A 16,010-nucleotide genomic window follows, 5' to 3' on the forward strand; every position below is an offset into this window, starting at 1 on the left:
GTGTCGATTGCCATCGAGAACCGCGAAATGACCGGACAGATTCGCCGGGGAAATGTCCGTTCGTTGACACGGCCCGGGCCCGGCCGCCTACCGTGATGTTCCGTTGACCGGGAGAGCTGGAGGCCGCCGTGCCCTGTCCACCGAGCCTGCTGGACCCGACGCCAACCGACGCCCCGCCCATCCCCACCGACGTCGCCGTCATCGGCGCGGGCGCCGTGGGTGCCGCCACCGCGTGGCACCTCGCCCGCCGCGGCCTCGCCGTCACGCTGCTCGAGCGGCGGCCGGCGGGCGTGGTCTGGCGGGCGGCCGGGCCCGCACCGTGGACCGACACGGGGCTCTCCAGCAGGCTCGCCACCCGGCTCTGGCAGCAGGTCGAGCAGGCGACCGGTGCCGCGTTGCTGCACGTCGTCGACGGGGTCCGGCAGGTGCGGGCCGACCAGGCGACGGCCGCGCTCACGGCCGCGGCCACCGCGTGGGGAGCGCAGCTGCGGCACTGCGACGAGGTCCTCACCATCGACGGCTCCGCCGGTGGCGCGCTGGTCCGCACCCGCACCGCCACCTGGTCGGCCGCACGCGTCGTGCTGGCCGGAGCCGGCCCGGCCACCCTCGATGTCGACCCGGCCGCGTCGATCGTCACGGTCGCGACCCCCGGCTGCTTCGCCGTGCCCGCGCTCACGGCCACCGTCGGGGAGATCGGCTTGACCGACCACTCCGGCCGCCCGTAATCTCCGCCTCAGGTCAAGAGCGCCAGCGTCAAGCCCCGGCTCGCTGGCCGGCAACCCTCCTCCGCGGTGGGGTGCTCCGGGTGACGACCAGGCCGCCGTGCAACCACGGCCGGCAAGCGCGGACCCGACATCCGTCCGGGTCCACAGAGTGGGTCCGGAGGACCTCGATGACTGCTGTGCTGTCCGCCCGTCCCGGCACCTGTGCCCCGGCGACCGTCACGGGCGCCGACCTGCGGGTGCCGCTCGTCACCGGTGAGCACGTGCGCTACGCCAACCTCGACCTGGCCGCGAGTGCCCCCGCGCTCACCGCCGTGGCCGACCACGTCGCCGCGCTGCTGCCCTACTACGCGAGCGTGCACCGCGGCGCCGGCTACGCCTCCCAGGTCTGCACCAACGTGCTGGAGCAGGCACGGGAGACCGTCGGCCGGTTCGTCGGCGCCCGCCCGGACGACGTCGTGGTGTTCACCCGCAACACCACCGACGCGCTCAACCTGCTGGCCGGCTGCGTGCCCGGCCCGGTGCTGCGGCTGGACGTCGAGCACCACGCCAACCTCCTCGCATGGGGCCCCGGCCGGGTGCTGCGGGCCGCCGGAACCGTCGAGCAGACGCTCGCCGACCTGCGCTACGCCCTCCTCGCCGACCGGCCCGCCCTGCTCGCCGTCACCGGGGCGTCCAACGTCACCGGCGAGCTGCTGCCCCTCGAGGAGATCGCGGCGCTCGCCCACGCCGCAGGCGCCCGCGTGGTCGTCGACGCCGCCCAGCTCGCGCCGCACCGCAGCATCGACATCACGGCCAGCGGCATCGACTACGTCGCGCTCTCCGGGCACAAGCTCTACGCCCCCTACGGCGCCGGGGTGCTCGTCGGGCACCGCGACTGGCTCGACGTCGCCACGCCGTACCTGGCGGGCGGCGGGGCCGTGCACGCCGTCACCGCGCCCGACGAGGGCGGAGCCACCGAGGTGTCGTGGGCCCCCGCGCCGCACCGGCACGAGGCCGGCACCCCCAACGTCCTCGGCGCCGCCGCGCTCGCCGAGGCCTGCCGGGTGCTGCCCGGCGCACTCGACCCCGCCCACGAGGCCGCGCTCCTGCACCGGCTCGAGACCGGCCTGGACGCGCTGCCCGGGGTCCGGACGCTGCGGATCTGGCCGGACAGCACCGACCGGGTCGCGGTCTGCACGTTCGTGGTCGACGGCCACCCGGCCGGGCGCGTCGCGGCCTACCTTTCGGCGGAGCACGGCATCGGCGTGCGGGACGGCAAGTTCTGCGCCCACCCGTTGCTCTCCCGCCTCGCCGGCACGTTCGACGGCTGCGCGGTGCGCGCCAGCCTCGGCCTCGGCTCCACGGTCGACGACGTGGACCGGCTGGTCGACGCCGTCGAGTGGCTCGTCACGGACGGGCCGGGCTGGGACTACGCCGTGGTCGACGGCCGCTGGAGCCCGGTGCCCGACCCGCGCGAGACCGACCCGCTGGGCATCGGCAGCCCGACGGGCGCCACGCTCCCCGGCTGCGGCCACTGACCTCGACCCGTGAGTGGACAATGGCGGCTGATGTCCATTCCCACCAGCGCCGACCGCCTCACCGCCGACTGCTCCCGCTGCGCCGGCCTGTGCTGCGTCGCCCTCCCGTTCGCGGCGTCGGCCGACTTCGCCGCCGACAAGCCCGCCGGCACGCCCTGCCGGAACCTGCAGGCGGACTTCCGCTGCGGCATCCACACCGGCCTGCGCGAGGCCGGCTACCCCGGCTGCACGGTCTACGACTGCTTCGGCGCCGGGCAGCAGGTCGTGCAAGTGACGTTCGGCGGCCGGGACTGGCGCGGCCACCCGGAGCTCGCCGACTCGATGTTCGCGGTGTTCCCGGTGGTCCGGGTGCTGCACGAGCTGCTGCGGTACCTCACGGAGGCGCGCGCACTCCCGGCGGCGGCTCCGCTCTCGGACGCGCTCGACGATGCCATCGCCACGACCGAGCGGCTCGCCGGGGGCACCCCCGACGAGCTCGCGGCGCTCGACGTGGAGGCGCACCGGCGGTCGGTCGCCGACCTGCTGGGACGGGTGAGCGACCGGGCCCGAGCCGCCCGTCCGGCCCCCGATCACCGCGGCGCCCAGCTGCTGGGGGCCCGGCTGCGCGGCGCCGACCTGCGCCGGGCGAGCTTCCGCGGCGCCCTGCTCGTCGGCGCCGATCTCAGAGGAGCGGACCTGCGGGGTGCCGACCTCCTCGGCGCGGACCTCCGCGGCGCCGACCTGGCAGGCGCCGACCTCCGCAACACCCTCTTCCTGACCCCCGCGCAGCTGACGGCCGCGAGAGGCGACACGACCACGCGAATCCCGCCGCCGTTGACGCGCCCCACCCACTGGAGGCCGAGGGGCCGCGCCCGCCGCTGAACCCCCGCGTCACTTCACAGAGCCCGTGCGGACTTCACACAGGGCGGGCCTTCTGTGAAGGGCGGGCTGGGTCTGTGAAGTCGATCGGGGACGGGACCGGCGACTCCTCCGTGTCGGTTTTCCGGCGGTTTCAGACCGCCGAAGCGGGTTCCGCCCGTCCCCCGGCGCCGCTAGCGTCGGTGATCGTGAAGGTGCTGATCGTCGGGGCCGGCATCGCCGGGCTCGCCACTGCCCTGTTCCTGCACGATTCCGGGATCGAGTGCGAGGTCTACGAGCGCAGCCCCGAGATCAGGGAACTGGGGGTCGGGATCAACGCCCTGCCGCTGGCCGTCGGGCCGCTGGCCGGGCTGGGCCTGCTCGACGCGCTCGACGAGGTGGCGGTGCGCACGAAGGAGCTGTTCTACTGCCACCGCCTCGGCCAGGTGATCATGCACCGGCAGTGCGGCATCGACGCCGGCTTCGACGTCCCGCAGCTGTCGGTGCACCGCGGCCGGCTGCAAGGGGTGCTGCTGCGCGCCGTCCAGGAGCGCCTCGGCCCCGGCGCCGTGCACACCGGACACCGGTTCGCCGGGTTCGAACAGGACGGCGACGGCGTCCGCGTCAGGTTCACCGCCCCGGACGGGGAGCCGCTCGGTGAGCGCTCGGGCGACGTGCTGATCGGCGCGGACGGCATCCACTCCACGGTGCGCGCCACGTTCTTCCCCGAGGAGGGCCCGCCGCGCTGGAACGGCGTGCTGATGTGGCGCGGCGCCACCGACTGGCCGCCGTTCCTCACCGGCCGTTCGATGATCGTGGCCGGCGGCAACGCGGCCAAGCTCGTCCTGTACCCGATCGGCCGGGGCGGCTCGCCCGAGACCGTGCTCACCAACTGGGCGATCTGCATCCGCACGGGCGAGCCGGGCGACCCGCCGCGCCGCAGGGAGGACTGGTCCCGCACGGGCGACCGGGCCGAGCTCGCCCCGCACGTCGAGCGCTTCCACACCCCGCACCTCGACCTGCCCGGCCTGGTGGCGGCCACACCGGAGTTCTACGAGTACCCGATGTGCGACCGCGACCCCCTGCCTCGGTGGAGCCACGGCCGCGTCACCCTCCTCGGCGACGCCGCCCACCCCATGTACCCGATGGGGTCGAACGGCGCGGGCCAGGCCGTGCTCGACGCCGTCGCGCTCACCCGCCACCTGACCTCCGGCGCCGACCCGGAGACCGCGCTCACCGCGTACCAGGACGAACGGCTGCCGGCCACGAGCGAGATCGTGCTGCGCAACCGGATCGGCGGACCGGAGATGGTGATCGACGAGGTGGAGCGCCGCGCGCCCGACGGCTTTGACCGCCTCGACGACGTGATCGACCCGGCCGAGCTCGAGTCGATCGTGAAGAGCTACGCCGCCGCGTCCGTGGCCGCACCGCGGTCCTGAGCGCTCACGCACGACCGCCCGCGGCCAGCAGGGCGAGCCATCGCCGACCACACGTCTACCGGGGCGACGGTCGCGTGGACGGTGGTCCTGTGCGCCGCGGGCGCGGGATCGCAGTCGCCGCACCCCGCCCGTCCTCCGCAGCGCGGGCCTGACGCCCCCCGACCCGGTCGGACCGCGTCGGCCAAGTGGTTTCGGTGATCGCACTAGCGATGAGTTGTCGGCTACTCCAAGGTCATAGAGAGGTCGTCCACCCACGCGAGAAAAGGACCCGACCATGACCGTCGAAACCTCCCCGGGCGTTCGGGGCATCCGGGACGTCGTTCTGCTCCTCGCCCGCATCGGCCTCGGAGTGATCATGATCGCGCACGCGAAGCTCGAATGGGACTTCGCCGGCGGGAGCCTGGCCGGGGTCGGGCAGCTGTTCGCGCAGTCCGGCATACCCCTACCGGAGATCTCGGGGCCGGTCAACGTCCTCTTCGAGTTCGTCGGTGGCGTCGCGATGATCGTCGGCCTCGCGGTGCCGATCGTCGGTGTCCTGATGGCGCTGAACATGGTGGGTGCATGGGTACTCGTGCACACCAGCCCGCTGTTCTCCATGGATCACAACGGGCCAGAGCTGGCCATCATGATCGGTCTGCTCAGCCTCGTGCTCGCCGTGGTCGGCTCCGGCCGGTTCGGGCTCGACCACCTGATCATCGCCCGCCGGAGGGCCAGGGTCACGGCCGGCCGGTAGGTCGAGTGCCCAGTTCGACCAGGGAGATGGTGGCGCACTTCGAAAATTGTCTGATCGGAAGCGGCCCGAGATGTCCGTGAAAGGAGCGTGACATCTCCATCCGCGACCGTTGCTCCCATGACCGACGGGGCGAGCGACGAGAATCGGCGCTGGAACGCCTACCTCTACCGCAGGCATTCGCCGAGGGAGCTGCGCGACTGGGCGACCCGGCTGCGGTGGTTCCGGATGTGCCGGGCGTCCGGCGGCCACCACGACGACGGTGATGATCTCCGGCTCGCCCTGCGGGCGGAGACCGAGCAGGAGCTGGGCGCCGTCCTCGCGGCGCTCGGGCTCACGGAACTCGGACACGTCCGCATCGCAGGCGAGAGCGCGTTCGCCTCGGCCCGTCCCGGCCGCCTGGAGCTCAGGCTGTCCGACCCCGACGAGCCGTATGAGGTGAGCGCACGGGCGGTCGCCTCCGCGGTCGCGATCGAAGCAGCGCTCGGCGCGCTGACGTCCTCCGTGATCGACCCGCCGCTCGACGACCCGAAGTGCGTCTGCCCCAAGTACTACCCGCACCTCTGGGCGCCCTGATCCGCCATAGTTGAGTCACGGTGACCGCGCTCCAGCTCGCCGGCCTCGACGTCGCGTTCCCCGAGCACGCCCGCCACTGCCTCGGCGGGCCGGTCGATCTTGTCCCCGAGGACCTGTTCGCAGTTCACCAGAAGTTCGCACTCCACCCACGGCCGCAGCGAGCGCGGGGCGTAACGCCGGGCCTACCGTCGGCGAGCGTCGACATGCCCCAGGGAGGCGCGATGGACATCAAGGTGGGCACGTTCAACGTCCTGAACCTCGCACGGCCCGGCGAGACCTTCTACCCGGACGACCGGCCCTACTCGTTGGCCGAGTTCGACCGGAAGGCCGACTGGATCGCGGAGCAGCTGCGCCGGATGGATGCCGACGTCGTCGGCTTCCAGGAGGTGTTCCACGTGGAGGCGCTGCAGGAGGTGTGCAAGCGATCGGGCCTCTACGCCGCCGGAACCGTCGTGGCACCGGGAGCGGACGGGGCGAGCGGGCCGCTGCTCGGGCTGGCCACCCGGCTTCCCGTGACGGAGGCGGCAACCACCATCGACACGTTCCCGGCAGGCGTCGACGTCGCAGCCGAGGGTGTCGCGCTGCCGGTGGGCAACTTCAGCCGGCCGGTGCTGCGGGCCCGGCTGCGCCTCGACGAGACGCGCGAGGTCACGGTGTTCGTCGTGCACCTGAAGTCCAAGCGCCCGATCCTGGCCGACGGCGCCGACGACCACGACCCGCGCGAGGAGGCGCTCGGAAAGGCGAGGTCGCTCATCCGGCGGGCGTCCGAGGCGGCGGCGCTGCGGTTCCTCGTGCTCGACGAGATCGTCGGCAACACGCGGGCCGCGGTGGTGCTCGGGGACCTCAACGACGGCGCCCGCGCCGTCACCACCGACATCGTGATGGGCGACGAGCCGTCCCGGTTCTGGCCGCGGCCCAATCAGAAGCCCGCCTACTGGGACCGGGTGCTGTACTCGGCGCACGAGATCAACTCGCGGCTGGCCGGCCGGGACGTCAGCTACACCCACATCTTCAACGGCCGCTACGAGAACCTCGACCACATCTTGGTCAGCCAGGAGTTCTACGACCGCAACCCGCAGCGGATCGGCGAGGTCGCGAACGTGCGTTACTTCAACGACCACCTCTTCGACAGCCGCCTGAGCGACGACGACCGCGACCGGATCGCGTCCGACCACGCCCAGCTCGTCGCCGAGCTCCGGCTGCGCCCGGCCCCGACCGGTTGAGTCACGGGTGGGGACAGCCTCCATCCGCACCGGCGGACCTGCGCCATGCGGTCGTAGTGCCAGCCGGATGGCCCGAGGCCCTCGCCACGTGAACCCTTGCGGGTGACGAGCTCACCGGAAGGTGGTCGACGATGAACACCGCGACACCCGCGGGCAACCGCGACCCCGCCGTGCCCGCGCCGCTCGCCCGGCCGGAACGCTGTGACCGGTGCGGTGCAGGGGCTCTGGTCAGGGTCACGCTGGCCACCGGGGGCGAGCTCCACTTCTGCGGTCACCACGCCCGCATGCACGCCGCCCGGCTCCTCGAGATCGGCGCAGGCCTGCGCTCCGCCCTCTGAATCTCGCGACTATGTTCGGCCCGTGACGGTGCGGGTGGAGCAACGGGACGCGGTCCGCCTCCTCACCCTCGACCGGCCGGCGAAGCGCAACGCGTTCGACGCCACCATGTCCGCGGCCCTCGACGCCGCGCTCAACGAGTTCGAGGACGACGACGGCGCCCTGGTCGCCGTCCTCACCGGCGGGCCGGACTTCTTCTCGGCGGGTACGGACATCAGGGCGTGGGCCGGCGAGCCGACCGAGCGGGGCGGGCCGTACGGGATCGCGGGGCGCCGGATGCGCAAGCCCGTCATCGCCGCGGTCGAGGGCGTCGCCGCGGGCGGCGGGTTCGAGGTCGCGCTCTCCGCCACCATGATCGTGGCGTCGCGCTCGGCGACGTTCTCCTTCCCCGAGGTCGGGCTCGGCCTGATAGCCGAGTGCGGCGGCCTGTTCCGCGGGCCGCGCGCCCTGCCCCTCAACGTAGCGCGGGAGCTGCTCCTCACCGGCGACCCGCTGCCCGCCACACGCGCGTACGAGCTGGGCCTGGTCAACCGGCTGACGGAGTCCGGCGGCGCCGTGGCCGAAGCCCTCGTCATGGCGGAGCGGATCGCGTCCCGTGCGCCGATCGCCGTGCGGGAGACGCTGCGCGCGATCGAGGCGGCCTACGACACCGGCGACGAGCAGGGCTGGGCCGAGACCGGCGTCGCCCGCGACCGCGCCCGCGCCTCCGCCGACTCCGTCGAGGGCGTGGCCGCGTTCCTGGAGAAGCGCGCCGCCCGCTGGACGGGAACCTGACGGCGAGCGCTGCAACGGTCAGGCGACGGCGGCTCGGAGGTAGAAGTCCTGGACCCGCTCGGCCAGTTCGCGGGGGAGCCCGTCGTCCTCGCACCGGGACTCCAGGTACCCGAGGAGCTCGACCCCCGTGGAGGCCTTGACGTCGAGCTCGCCGTCCCGGATCGGGTTCGAGTCGATCCGCAGGCGGGCGAAGGCGCTGTGCAGATCCGGCGCCAGCGCGGTGGCCGTGTTCGTTCCGGGAAGACCGGTCCAGGCCGGGGCGCCGCTCATCCAGGCGACCACGGAGCCGTAGCGGGGCGAATCGGGGTCGGCCACGACGTAGACCCGCTCGAGGTACTCGAACCCGCCGATCGGCAGCGCGTCGAGCTGGCCGGCGAGCCCGCGGGCCGCCGCTTCCTCGTGGACCAGCTCGACCTGGAAGTCGATCCACTCGTGGAGGTCGCGGTATCCGGGGCTGCCGTCGTAGAAGAGCTCGGTCCAGCTGAACGCCGCCGGACGTCCCTCTACGGTGACCGTCAAGTCGTAGTCGAGCTGCCCGCCTGCGGTGACGCTCCACAGCTCGCGCACCGCCTCCGGGATGGGGCCGGGGCACACCGACTCGACGTAGGCGAGGGACTTCGCGCTGATCGGCGGCTGCGCCTCGTAGATCACCCGGTCGGCGAAGAACGCCAATCCGTGGCTGCGGAGCACCGTCAGCTCGTCACCGGTGAACGGCAGGGGTTCGGGAGCCACGGGCTGACCCTAACCAGGCGCTCAGCTCACAGGCGTGGGGCGGACGAGCTGGCCTGTAAGCCGGATCCTGTTCCCGGGCGCCTCGCGGCGCTCCGTTCGGCGACCATCCATCTAGACCCGCCGTCACCGGCGGGCTCGAGCGGTCTACCCGCAGGCTCGGACGGGCCGCCCTCGAACGCCTGCGCAGCTCCCGCGCGCGGGAGCCTTTTGACCTTGCTCCGGGTGGGGTTTACCGAGCCACCCCGGTCACCCGGGGTGCTGGTGGTCTCTTACACCACCGTTTCACCCTTACCCCGCGCGGTTGCGCGAGGCGGTCTGTTCTCTGTGGCACTTTCCCGCGGGTCGCCCCGGGTTGCCGTTGACAACCACCCTGCCCTGCGGAGTCCGGACTTTCCTCGGCGACGGTTGCCCGTCGACGCGGTCGCCCGGCCAGCTCGTCCGCCTGCGCAGTTTACTCGGGGCGGTTCAGGACCAGCGGTGCGCCACGTCGACGACGACGCGGGATCCTTCGACGACGGACACCCGGAACGGGAGGCGGGCGCGCACGCCGACGCCGAAGGTCGTGGCGCCCTCGAAGCTGCTGCCGTAGACGACGGAGCGCAGCGTCCGGTAGCCGCTCAGGTCGGCGACCTCCTGCCCGGCGGCGGGCACGGGAACGACCGTCGGGTTGCCGGCGTCGTCGTATGCCGGGTGGTTGACGTTCACGAGCAGCCGTGCCCCGCCGGGCACCGTGAGCACGGCGCCGGACCCGTCCTGGAACACCTGGTCCACGTACTCCACGCGGTATCCGGCTGCGGGGCCGGCCAGGTCGAACACGACGCGGTCGAAGCAGTCGTGGCGGCCGGTCCGCACGGCGGTCAGCGGGGCGGCACCCAGCGGCTCGACCCACTCGGACGTGCTCCCCCACGGCGTGGCGCAGGACGTCGTCGCGGCGGGGACCGCCCTCGGAGCCGTGGCTGCCACGACGGGCAGCGCCACCGCGGTGAGGGCGAGCACCACGGTCAACAGGCGGCGGAGGGTGCGGGACATGGCGACCTCCTCGGTCGTGTGACCTGAGGACGTTCACCCGTGCTCTCAGGTTGCCTCGCGCTCGTCGACCGGCCGTCGCTCCGCTCCGCACCGCCAGCAGCGCTCGTCCCCTTCGCTGGGCATGGCCCCGCATTCCGGGCACAGCTTGCCGAGCCAGCAGACCACGTCGCCGCTGTCGTCGTCGGGCATGAGCCCATCCTGCGCCCGCACCGGTGTCGTGCGCACCACGCGTGACGCGGACCGCGCATCCCGAGATCCGCCGCAGGCCGCAACTACCGTTGGCCCGTGGTCGACACGTCCCCGAGCTCGCTGGCGTTCCTCCTCGTCGCCGGTCTGGTGGCCGGGGCGGTGAACGCCGCTGCCGGTGGCGGTTCCCTGCTGGTGTTCCCCTCGCTGCTCGCGGTGGGCCTACCGCCGCTCGCCGCCAACGTCACGAACTCGATCGCGCAGTGGCCGGGTTACCTCGGCATCGTCGCGGGTGCCCGCCGCGATCTGCGGGGCCAGGGCAGGCGCATCATGTTCACGTCCGTGGTGTCGGCCGCCGGCTCGGCCGTCGGCTGCGCGCTCCTGCTGGTGCTGCCCAGCGCCGTGTTCGACGCGGTCGTGCCGGCCCTGGTACTGCTCGCGAGCGCGGTGTTCGCGCTGCAGCCGCTGATCCGGCGCTGGACCGCGCCCACCCCGGGCGCACCGGACCGGCTCGCCACCCTGCTGCCCACCGTGTTCCTCGCCGCCGTCTACGGCGGCTACTTCGGCGGGGCGCTCGGCGTCATCCTCATCGCGACGCTGTCGCTGTTCGCCCACGACTCCCTCGTGCGGCTCAACGCGCTGAAAGGACTGCTGTCACTGGTGGTGGCCACGGTGACCGTCGTCTACTTCGCGATCGGCGCCCCGGTCCACTGGCTCGCGGTCGGAGTGCTCGCCCCCACCACGCTCGTCGGGGGCTACGTCGGCGCACGTGTCGCCCGGCGCTCGCCGGAACGGGTGCTGCGCGCCGCGGTGGTGCTGCTCGGGTTGACCGTCGGGGTCTACCTGCTCCTCAACCCTTGACGCACCCACGGACGCAGCACGACGCTCCGGCCCGTGAAATACGTCGTCCTGATCTACAGCAACGCCGGTTCCCGCAAGCTGTGGGAGCAGTTCTCCGAGGCCGAGCGCGGTGCGGGCCTCGCGTACTACGCGGGGATCGACGCCGAGCTGGAGGCCTCGGGCGAGCTCGTGGCCAGCCAGGCGCTCGCCGACCACACCACGGCGAAGCGGGTGCGCGTCGACGAGGGGCGGACGTTCACGACGGACGGGCCGTTCGCCGAGGCGAAGGAGCACCTCGCCGGGATCTACCTGCTCGACGTCGCGAGCGAGGAGCGGGCGGTCGAGATCGCGGCGAAGCTCCCGGAGGCGTCGCTCGGCCTGGTCGAGGTGCGCCCGGCCCGGAGCCTGGACGTCGCGGAGTGGTGACACCCACCGACGTCGGGCAGCTGGTGCGGGAGCTCGCGCCCCAGGTGCTCGTCGCGGTCGTCCGGCGGCACGGCGGGTTCGACGCCTCCGAGGACGCAGTGCAGGAGGCCCTGCTCGCCGCCGCGATGCAGTGGCCCGCCGAGGGGGTGCCGGACAACCCGAAGGGCTGGCTGATCACCACCGCGTCCCGGCGGCGCATCGAGATGTGGCGCTCGGAGTCGGCGCGCCGGCGGCGCGAGGAGAACGTCTTCGCGCTGACGCCTGCCCCCTCCGACCCGGCGCCCGCCGTCGACGACTCCCTCACCCTCCTCCTGCTGTGCTGCCATCCCGCGCTCACGCCGCCGTCGCAGGTGGCGCTCACGCTGCGCGCCGTCGGCGGGCTCACCACCGGTGAGATCGCCCGCGCGTTCCTGGTGCCGGAGTCGACCGTCGCGCAGCGGATCAGCCGGGCGAAGCAGCGGATCAAGGCCGCCGGCGCGGAGTTCCGGATGCCGCCGCCCGCCGAGCAGCCCGAGCGGATCGCCGCGGTGCTGCACGTCCTCTACCTGATCTTCAACGAGGGCTACACGGCCAGCTCCGGCGCGGAGCTGAACCGGGTCGACCTCACGGCGGAGGCGATCCGGCTCACGCGCCGGCTGCGCGCCATGCTGCCCGCGGACGGCGAGGTCGCGGGCCTCCTGGCTCTCATGCTGCTCACCGACGCCCGCCGCGCCGCACGCACCGCCCCCGACGGCAGCCTCGTGCCGCTGCCCGAGCAGGACCGTCGCGAGTGGGACGCCGCCGCGATCGCCGAGGGCACCGCGCTGATCAGCGAGACACTGGCCTCCGCTCCGATCGGCCCGTACCAGCTGCAGGCCGCGATCGCCGCCGTGCACGACGAGGCCGCTCGTGCCGAGGACACCGACTGGCCCCAGATCCTCGCGCTCTACAACCACCTGCAGGTCCTCGCCCCCGGGCCGATGGTCACTCTGAACCGGGTCGTCGCCGTGTCCGAGGTGCGCGGGCCACTGGCGGCGCTCGAGCAGCTGACGGCGGCGGCAGCCGATCCGGCGCTGGCCGGGCACCACCGACTGCACGCCGTGCGCGCCCACCTGCTCGAAGCCGCAGGTGACCGCGACGCCGCAGCCGTCGAGTTCCGGCTGGCCGCCCGCGGCACGCTCAGTGCGCCGGAGCAGCGCTACCTCGAGGCACAGGCCGCCCGGCTCGCCCACTGACCAGGACGGCCGCGGTCGCGATCGCCACGACCGCGGTGGCGCCGTGGATCCCGTACGCCGCGTACGCCGGGCCACCGTTGGCCAGCACGATCAGGGCGTCACCGATCGGGATGGAGCTCGCCGCCAGCGTCACCCAGCCGAGGACGTGGGGCCTGCGCAGCGCGAGCAGCGTGAGCAGGATCAGCCCGCTGCCGATGTCCCGCACCCCCTTCACGGCCAGGAACGGATCGTCCGCGGCAGGCGCCGGCACCCCGAACGCGACCGCGGCCGCGGCCGGGTCCAGCAGGAACCTGAGCCCGATGAAGATGATCCCGACGCCGATGAGCCCGGCGACGACCAGGGCGATCCGGTGCAACCACATGTCTCCTCCTAGCACTGCTAGCTTCTCTGTCGAAGCTAGACTAGCGACGATTGAATTGCTAGCGGTGCTAGAATCCGGAGCTGTGAGTGCCGCCACCCGCCGGGAACGCCAGCGCGCCGAACGCCATCAGCTGATCATCGACACGGCCCGCGAGATCGCGGAGGCCGAAGGCTGGGACGCCGTCACCACCCGCAGGCTGGCCGAGCGGATCGAGTACAGCCAGCCCGTGCTCTACAGCCATTTCTCCGGCAAGGATGCGATCGTCGGTGCCGTCGCGCTGCAGGGGTTCACCGAGCTGGCGCAGCGGATCCGGGAGCGCGTCGCCACGGCGTCGGACACCCGGTCGGCCGCAGCCGCGGTCGCCCGCACGTACCTGCAGTTCGCCACCGACCGTCCCGCGCTCTACGAGGCGATGTTCCAGCTCGCCACGGACTACCCGTTCGCCGATCCGGCGTCCCCGGCGCCACTGCACGAGGCGTTCGCCGCGCTCCGCGACGGCCTCGAGGCGGCGACCGGACCGGACGACCTCGACCTGCGCACCGAGGTGTTCTGGAGCGCGTTGCACGGCCTCGTGTCCCTCACGAGCAGCGGCCGGCTCCCCCCGGAGGCACAGGACGAGCGGCTGCGCCTGCTCGTCTCCCATCTCGGGTGAACCGGGGCGGAATCGGGCACAATCAGTTGCCACCGGCCGGCGACAAGGAAGTCACCATGACCGCTCCCACCCCTGCCCTCCGGACCTCGCGCAAGGTGGCATTGGCGAGTCTCGTCGGCACGACGATCGAGTGGTACGACTTCTTCATCTTCGGCACCGCCGCCGCCCTGGTGTTCGACCAGGTCTTCTTCCCGGAGTTCGACCCGCTCACCGGCACGCTGGCGGCGTTCGGCTCGTTCGCGGTGGGTTTCATCGCCCGCCCCGTCGGCGGCGCGGTCTTCGCGCACTTCGGTGACCGCATCGGCCGCAAGCCGATGCTCGTGTACTCGCTCCTGCTCATGGGTGCGGCGACGCTGCTGATGGGTCTGCTCCCTGGCTACGCCACGATCGGCGTGGCAGCCCCGGTTCTGCTCGTGCTGCTGCGCTTCGCGCAGGGCTTCGGGGTGGGCGGTGAGTGGGGCGGCGCCGCGTTGATGTCGGTCGAGCACGCACCGTCGCACCGGCGCGGCTTCTACGGCAGCTGGCCCCAGGTCGGAGTCCCGCTCGGGCTGCTGCTCGGTACCGGCGCGTTCGCCGTGCTCTCGGCCAGCCTGACCGACGAGCAGTTCCTCGCGTGGGGGTGGCGGATCCCGTTCCTCGCGAGCGTCCTGCTCATCGCCGTGGGCATGTGGATCCGGCTGACGGTCAGCGAGAGCCCGGTCTTCCAGGAGACGTTGGACGCGAAGGCCGCCGCCCGCATGCCGGTGCTCGACGCGATCCGCACCTACCCGAAGGAGATCGCGCTCGCCGCCGGGTCGTTCGTGGCCACGCACTCGACGTTCTACGTCGGCTCGGTCTGGCTCGTCTCCTACGCGACCACGCAGCTGACCTACGAGCGGACCGCCGTGCTCAACGCGAACGCCGCGTTGAGCGCTTCGGACATCCCGATGATCATCGCGTTCGGCCTGCTGTCGGACCACATCGGCCGTCGGCGGCTGTTCCTCGCCGGTATGGCCGTGCTCGCCGCGTTCGCGGTGCCGTACGTGCTGCTCGTGGGCAGCGAGAACATCTGGCTGTTCCTGCTCGGCGGCCTGGTCGTGCAGGCCTGCCGCAGCGCGGTGTACGGGCCGCAGTCGGCGTACTTCGCGGAGATGTTCAGCACCCGGATGCGCTACAGCGGCAGTTCGCTCGCCTACCAGCTCGCGGCGATCTTCGGCGGGTTCGCACCGCTGATCTGCACCGCGCTCGTCGCCGCAACCGGGAGCCTGTACGCCGTGGCGGGATACGTGGCCGTGCTCGCGCTGATCTCGCTGACCTGCTCGGCGCTGATGACCGAGACCGTGCGCACGGGCCTGCGCACGGACGACCCGGTGCGGGGCGCTCAGGCCGGATGATGACCGGTGTCGTTGACCAGTCGCACGCTCGCGCCGCCGTCCGGGTAGAAGTCGACGATCGACAGCGCGGCGAGGTCCAGGTGCAGCCGGTACAGCACGCCCGGGCCGGCCTGCAGGGCGTCGCGCAGCAGCATCTTGATCGGCGTGACGTGCGTGACCAGCACGAGCGTCGCACCCGGGTACTCGCGCAGTACGTCGGCGAGCTCCACGGCCACCCGCCTGCCCACCGCGGCGAAGCTCTCGCCGTCGGGCGGGGCGACGTCCTCGGAGCCGAGCCACTCGGCGTGCAGCTGCGGGTCGCGGGCTCGGGCCTCGAGGAAGGTGAGGCCCTCCCACTTGCCGAAGTCGGTCTCGATCAGCCGCTCCCGCACGACGAGCGGGGCTCCGGTCGCGGCGGCCACCAGGCCCGCGGTCTGGCGGGCGCGCCGCAGCGGCGAGGTGAGCACGGCGGCGATGTCCGGGACGCGCGCGAGCCGCGCGGCCGCCCCGGCCGCCTGCGCGTGGCCGAGCGGGGTGAGCTCGGGATCCCCGTGGCCGGAGTAGCGCCGCTGCACCGACAGCTCGGTCTGCCCGTGGCGCAGCAGGAGCAGGCGGGTCGGGGTGCCGACCTGCCCGGTCCAGGACGCAATCGTCACCGGTCGGCGGCCTGCGCGTCCATCGCCTGGTTGGCCAGGGCGTCGGCGCGGGAGTTGCGCAGCCGCGGGATCCACTCGAACCGCACCGAACCGATCTCGCGGACGAGCCGGCCTGCCTCCTGCGCGAGCGGCTGCATCGCCGGGTGCTTGATCTTCCAGCGCCCGCTCATCTGCTCGACCACCAGCTTCGAGTCCATCCGGACGTCGACCTCGGTGGCTCCCAGCTCGACGGCGGCGCGCAGGCCCGCGATCAGCCCCTGGTACTCGGCCACGTTGTTGGTGGTGATGCCGAGGCCTTCCGCCCGCTCGACCAGCACCTCGTCGGTGTCGGGATCCAGCACGACCGCGCCGTAGCCGGCAGGCCCGGGGTTGCCCCGCGAGCCGCCGTCCGCCTCGATGATCACC

Annotated in this window: 18 protein-coding genes, 1 other RNA gene, 1 pseudogene and 1 riboswitch; of the genes and pseudogenes, 14 read left to right on the forward strand and 6 right to left on the reverse strand. The window is 73.0% G+C overall.

What is annotated here, in order from left to right; all coding sequences use genetic code 11:
- Positions 1-128: 128 nt before the first annotated feature.
- From FB388_RS23155 to FB388_RS23195, 9 genes are all read left to right on the forward strand, one after another.
- Complete coding sequence (locus tag FB388_RS23155; RefSeq protein ID WP_170225797.1) at positions 129-725, forward strand: FAD-dependent oxidoreductase; 597 nt, start codon at positions 129-131, stop codon at positions 723-725.
- Between the two features lie 11 nt (positions 726-736).
- A riboswitch (SAM riboswitch) is annotated at positions 737-850 on the forward strand.
- Positions 851-892: 42 nt separating this feature from the next.
- The gene (locus tag FB388_RS23160) at positions 893-2,242 is read left to right on the forward strand and encodes an aminotransferase class V-fold PLP-dependent enzyme (protein ID WP_142104299.1); all 1,350 of its coding nucleotides are present in this window, start codon (positions 893-895) and stop codon (positions 2,240-2,242) included.
- A 30-nt stretch (positions 2,243-2,272) separates the two neighbouring features.
- Positions 2,273-3,103 (forward strand): pentapeptide repeat-containing protein, encoded by an 831-nt coding sequence (locus FB388_RS23165; protein ID WP_142104300.1) that lies wholly within the window; start codon positions 2,273-2,275, stop codon positions 3,101-3,103.
- 185 nt (positions 3,104-3,288) lie between these two features.
- Positions 3,289-4,518, forward strand: a complete 1,230-nt coding sequence (locus tag FB388_RS23170) for a flavin-dependent oxidoreductase (protein ID WP_142104301.1) — start codon at positions 3,289-3,291, stop codon at positions 4,516-4,518.
- Between the two features lie 274 nt (positions 4,519-4,792).
- On the forward strand, positions 4,793-5,251 hold the full coding sequence (locus FB388_RS23175; RefSeq protein WP_142104302.1) for a DoxX family protein: 459 nt from the start codon (positions 4,793-4,795) through the stop codon (positions 5,249-5,251).
- A gap of 117 nt (positions 5,252-5,368) precedes the next feature.
- Positions 5,369-5,824, forward strand: coding sequence for a hypothetical protein (locus tag FB388_RS23180; RefSeq protein WP_142104303.1), 456 nt, complete (start codon positions 5,369-5,371; stop codon positions 5,822-5,824).
- A 20-nt stretch (positions 5,825-5,844) separates the two neighbouring features.
- Positions 5,845-7,047, forward strand: coding sequence for an endonuclease/exonuclease/phosphatase family protein (locus tag FB388_RS23185; protein WP_142104304.1), 1,203 nt, complete (start codon positions 5,845-5,847; stop codon positions 7,045-7,047).
- 131 nt (positions 7,048-7,178) lie between these two features.
- The gene (locus FB388_RS23190; RefSeq protein WP_142104305.1) at positions 7,179-7,385 is read left to right on the forward strand and encodes a DUF7455 domain-containing protein; all 207 of its coding nucleotides are present in this window, start codon (positions 7,179-7,181) and stop codon (positions 7,383-7,385) included.
- A gap of 22 nt (positions 7,386-7,407) precedes the next feature.
- The gene (locus FB388_RS23195) at positions 7,408-8,157 is read left to right on the forward strand and encodes an enoyl-CoA hydratase-related protein (protein WP_142104306.1); all 750 of its coding nucleotides are present in this window, start codon (positions 7,408-7,410) and stop codon (positions 8,155-8,157) included.
- 18 nt (positions 8,158-8,175) lie between these two features.
- On the opposite strand, the gene FB388_RS23200 is transcribed toward FB388_RS23195, so the two are convergent.
- From FB388_RS23200 to FB388_RS39570, 4 genes are all read right to left on the reverse strand, one after another.
- Positions 8,176-8,889: a hypothetical protein gene (locus tag FB388_RS23200; protein WP_142104307.1), complete on the reverse strand. Its 714-nt coding sequence runs from the start codon at positions 8,887-8,889 to the stop codon at positions 8,176-8,178.
- 40 nt (positions 8,890-8,929) lie between these two features.
- Positions 8,930-9,326, reverse strand: an RNA gene (gene rnpB / locus FB388_RS23205) — RNase P RNA component class A.
- A 28-nt stretch (positions 9,327-9,354) separates the two neighbouring features.
- Positions 9,355-9,918 carry an AMIN-like domain-containing (lipo)protein gene (locus tag FB388_RS23210; protein ID WP_142104308.1) on the reverse strand — a complete coding sequence of 188 codons (564 nt, stop codon included), beginning with the start codon at positions 9,916-9,918 and terminating at the stop codon, positions 9,355-9,357.
- A 45-nt stretch (positions 9,919-9,963) separates the two neighbouring features.
- Positions 9,964-10,107, reverse strand: a complete 144-nt coding sequence (locus tag FB388_RS39570; RefSeq protein ID WP_170225798.1) for a hypothetical protein — start codon at positions 10,105-10,107, stop codon at positions 9,964-9,966.
- Between the two features lie 96 nt (positions 10,108-10,203).
- On the opposite strand from FB388_RS39570, the gene FB388_RS23215 reads away from it, so the two are divergent.
- Genes FB388_RS23215 through FB388_RS23225 form a run of 3 tightly spaced genes read left to right on the forward strand, consistent with a single transcriptional unit; the run spans position 10,204 to position 12,584 of the window.
- Entirely contained in the window at positions 10,204-10,965 is a 762-nt protein-coding gene (locus tag FB388_RS23215; protein ID WP_142104309.1) for a sulfite exporter TauE/SafE family protein, read from the forward strand.
- 33 nt (positions 10,966-10,998) lie between these two features.
- The gene (locus tag FB388_RS23220) at positions 10,999-11,370 is read left to right on the forward strand and encodes a YciI family protein (RefSeq protein ID WP_142104310.1); all 372 of its coding nucleotides are present in this window, start codon (positions 10,999-11,001) and stop codon (positions 11,368-11,370) included.
- A complete protein-coding gene (locus FB388_RS23225; protein WP_425468569.1) occupies positions 11,364-12,584 on the forward strand; it encodes an RNA polymerase sigma factor in 1,221 nt (406 codons plus the stop codon). Before FB388_RS23220 ends, FB388_RS23225 begins: the two co-directional genes overlap by 7 nt.
- Here the strand turns inward: FB388_RS23225 and FB388_RS23230 are convergent.
- Positions 12,529-12,945 (reverse strand): DUF4267 domain-containing protein, encoded by a 417-nt coding sequence (locus FB388_RS23230; protein WP_142104312.1) that lies wholly within the window; start codon positions 12,943-12,945, stop codon positions 12,529-12,531. The two genes, FB388_RS23225 and FB388_RS23230, sit on opposite strands and share 56 nt — an antisense overlap.
- Positions 12,946-13,027: 82 nt before the next feature.
- Here FB388_RS23230 and FB388_RS23235 point away from each other — a divergent pair, with 82 nt between their 5' ends.
- Both FB388_RS23235 and FB388_RS23240 read left to right on the forward strand, forming a co-directional pair.
- A complete protein-coding gene (locus FB388_RS23235; RefSeq protein ID WP_142104313.1) occupies positions 13,028-13,597 on the forward strand; it encodes a TetR/AcrR family transcriptional regulator in 570 nt (189 codons plus the stop codon).
- Between the two features lie 56 nt (positions 13,598-13,653).
- Positions 13,654-14,970 carry an MFS transporter gene (locus tag FB388_RS23240; RefSeq protein WP_142104314.1) on the forward strand — a complete coding sequence of 439 codons (1,317 nt, stop codon included), beginning with the start codon at positions 13,654-13,656 and terminating at the stop codon, positions 14,968-14,970.
- On the opposite strand, the pseudogene FB388_RS23245 reads toward FB388_RS23240, so the two are convergent.
- Positions 14,958-16,009 (reverse strand): annotated as a pseudogene (locus FB388_RS23245) (histidine phosphatase family protein). The gene FB388_RS23240 and the pseudogene FB388_RS23245 overlap by 13 nt on opposite strands.
- Between the last annotated feature and the right edge of the window lies 1 nt (position 16,010).

The sequence above is a fragment of the Pseudonocardia cypriaca genome (assembly GCF_006717045.1).
GTDB lineage: Bacteria > Actinomycetota > Actinomycetes > Mycobacteriales > Pseudonocardiaceae > Pseudonocardia > Pseudonocardia cypriaca.

What these genes read in the sequence shown, in the direction of transcription:
- FB388_RS23160 (WP_142104299.1), top strand. Translation starts at nt 893, where the DNA reads ATGACTGCTGTGCTGTCCGCCCGTCCCGGCACCTGTGCCCCGGCGACC.
- FB388_RS39570 (WP_170225798.1), bottom strand. Translation starts at nt 10,107, where the DNA reads ATGCCCGACGACGACAGCGGCGACGTGGTCTGCTGGCTCGGCAAGCTG.
- FB388_RS23180 (WP_142104303.1), top strand. Translation starts at nt 5,369, where the DNA reads ATGACCGACGGGGCGAGCGACGAGAATCGGCGCTGGAACGCCTACCTC.
- FB388_RS23230 (WP_142104312.1), bottom strand. Translation starts at nt 12,945, where the DNA reads ATGTGGTTGCACCGGATCGCCCTGGTCGTCGCCGGGCTCATCGGCGTC.
- FB388_RS23165 (WP_142104300.1), top strand. Translation starts at nt 2,273, where the DNA reads ATGTCCATTCCCACCAGCGCCGACCGCCTCACCGCCGACTGCTCCCGC.
- FB388_RS23210 (WP_142104308.1), bottom strand. Translation starts at nt 9,918, where the DNA reads ATGTCCCGCACCCTCCGCCGCCTGTTGACCGTGGTGCTCGCCCTCACC.
- FB388_RS23190 (WP_142104305.1), top strand. Translation starts at nt 7,179, where the DNA reads ATGAACACCGCGACACCCGCGGGCAACCGCGACCCCGCCGTGCCCGCG.
- FB388_RS23175 (WP_142104302.1), top strand. Translation starts at nt 4,793, where the DNA reads ATGACCGTCGAAACCTCCCCGGGCGTTCGGGGCATCCGGGACGTCGTT.
- FB388_RS23240 (WP_142104314.1), top strand. Translation starts at nt 13,654, where the DNA reads ATGACCGCTCCCACCCCTGCCCTCCGGACCTCGCGCAAGGTGGCATTG.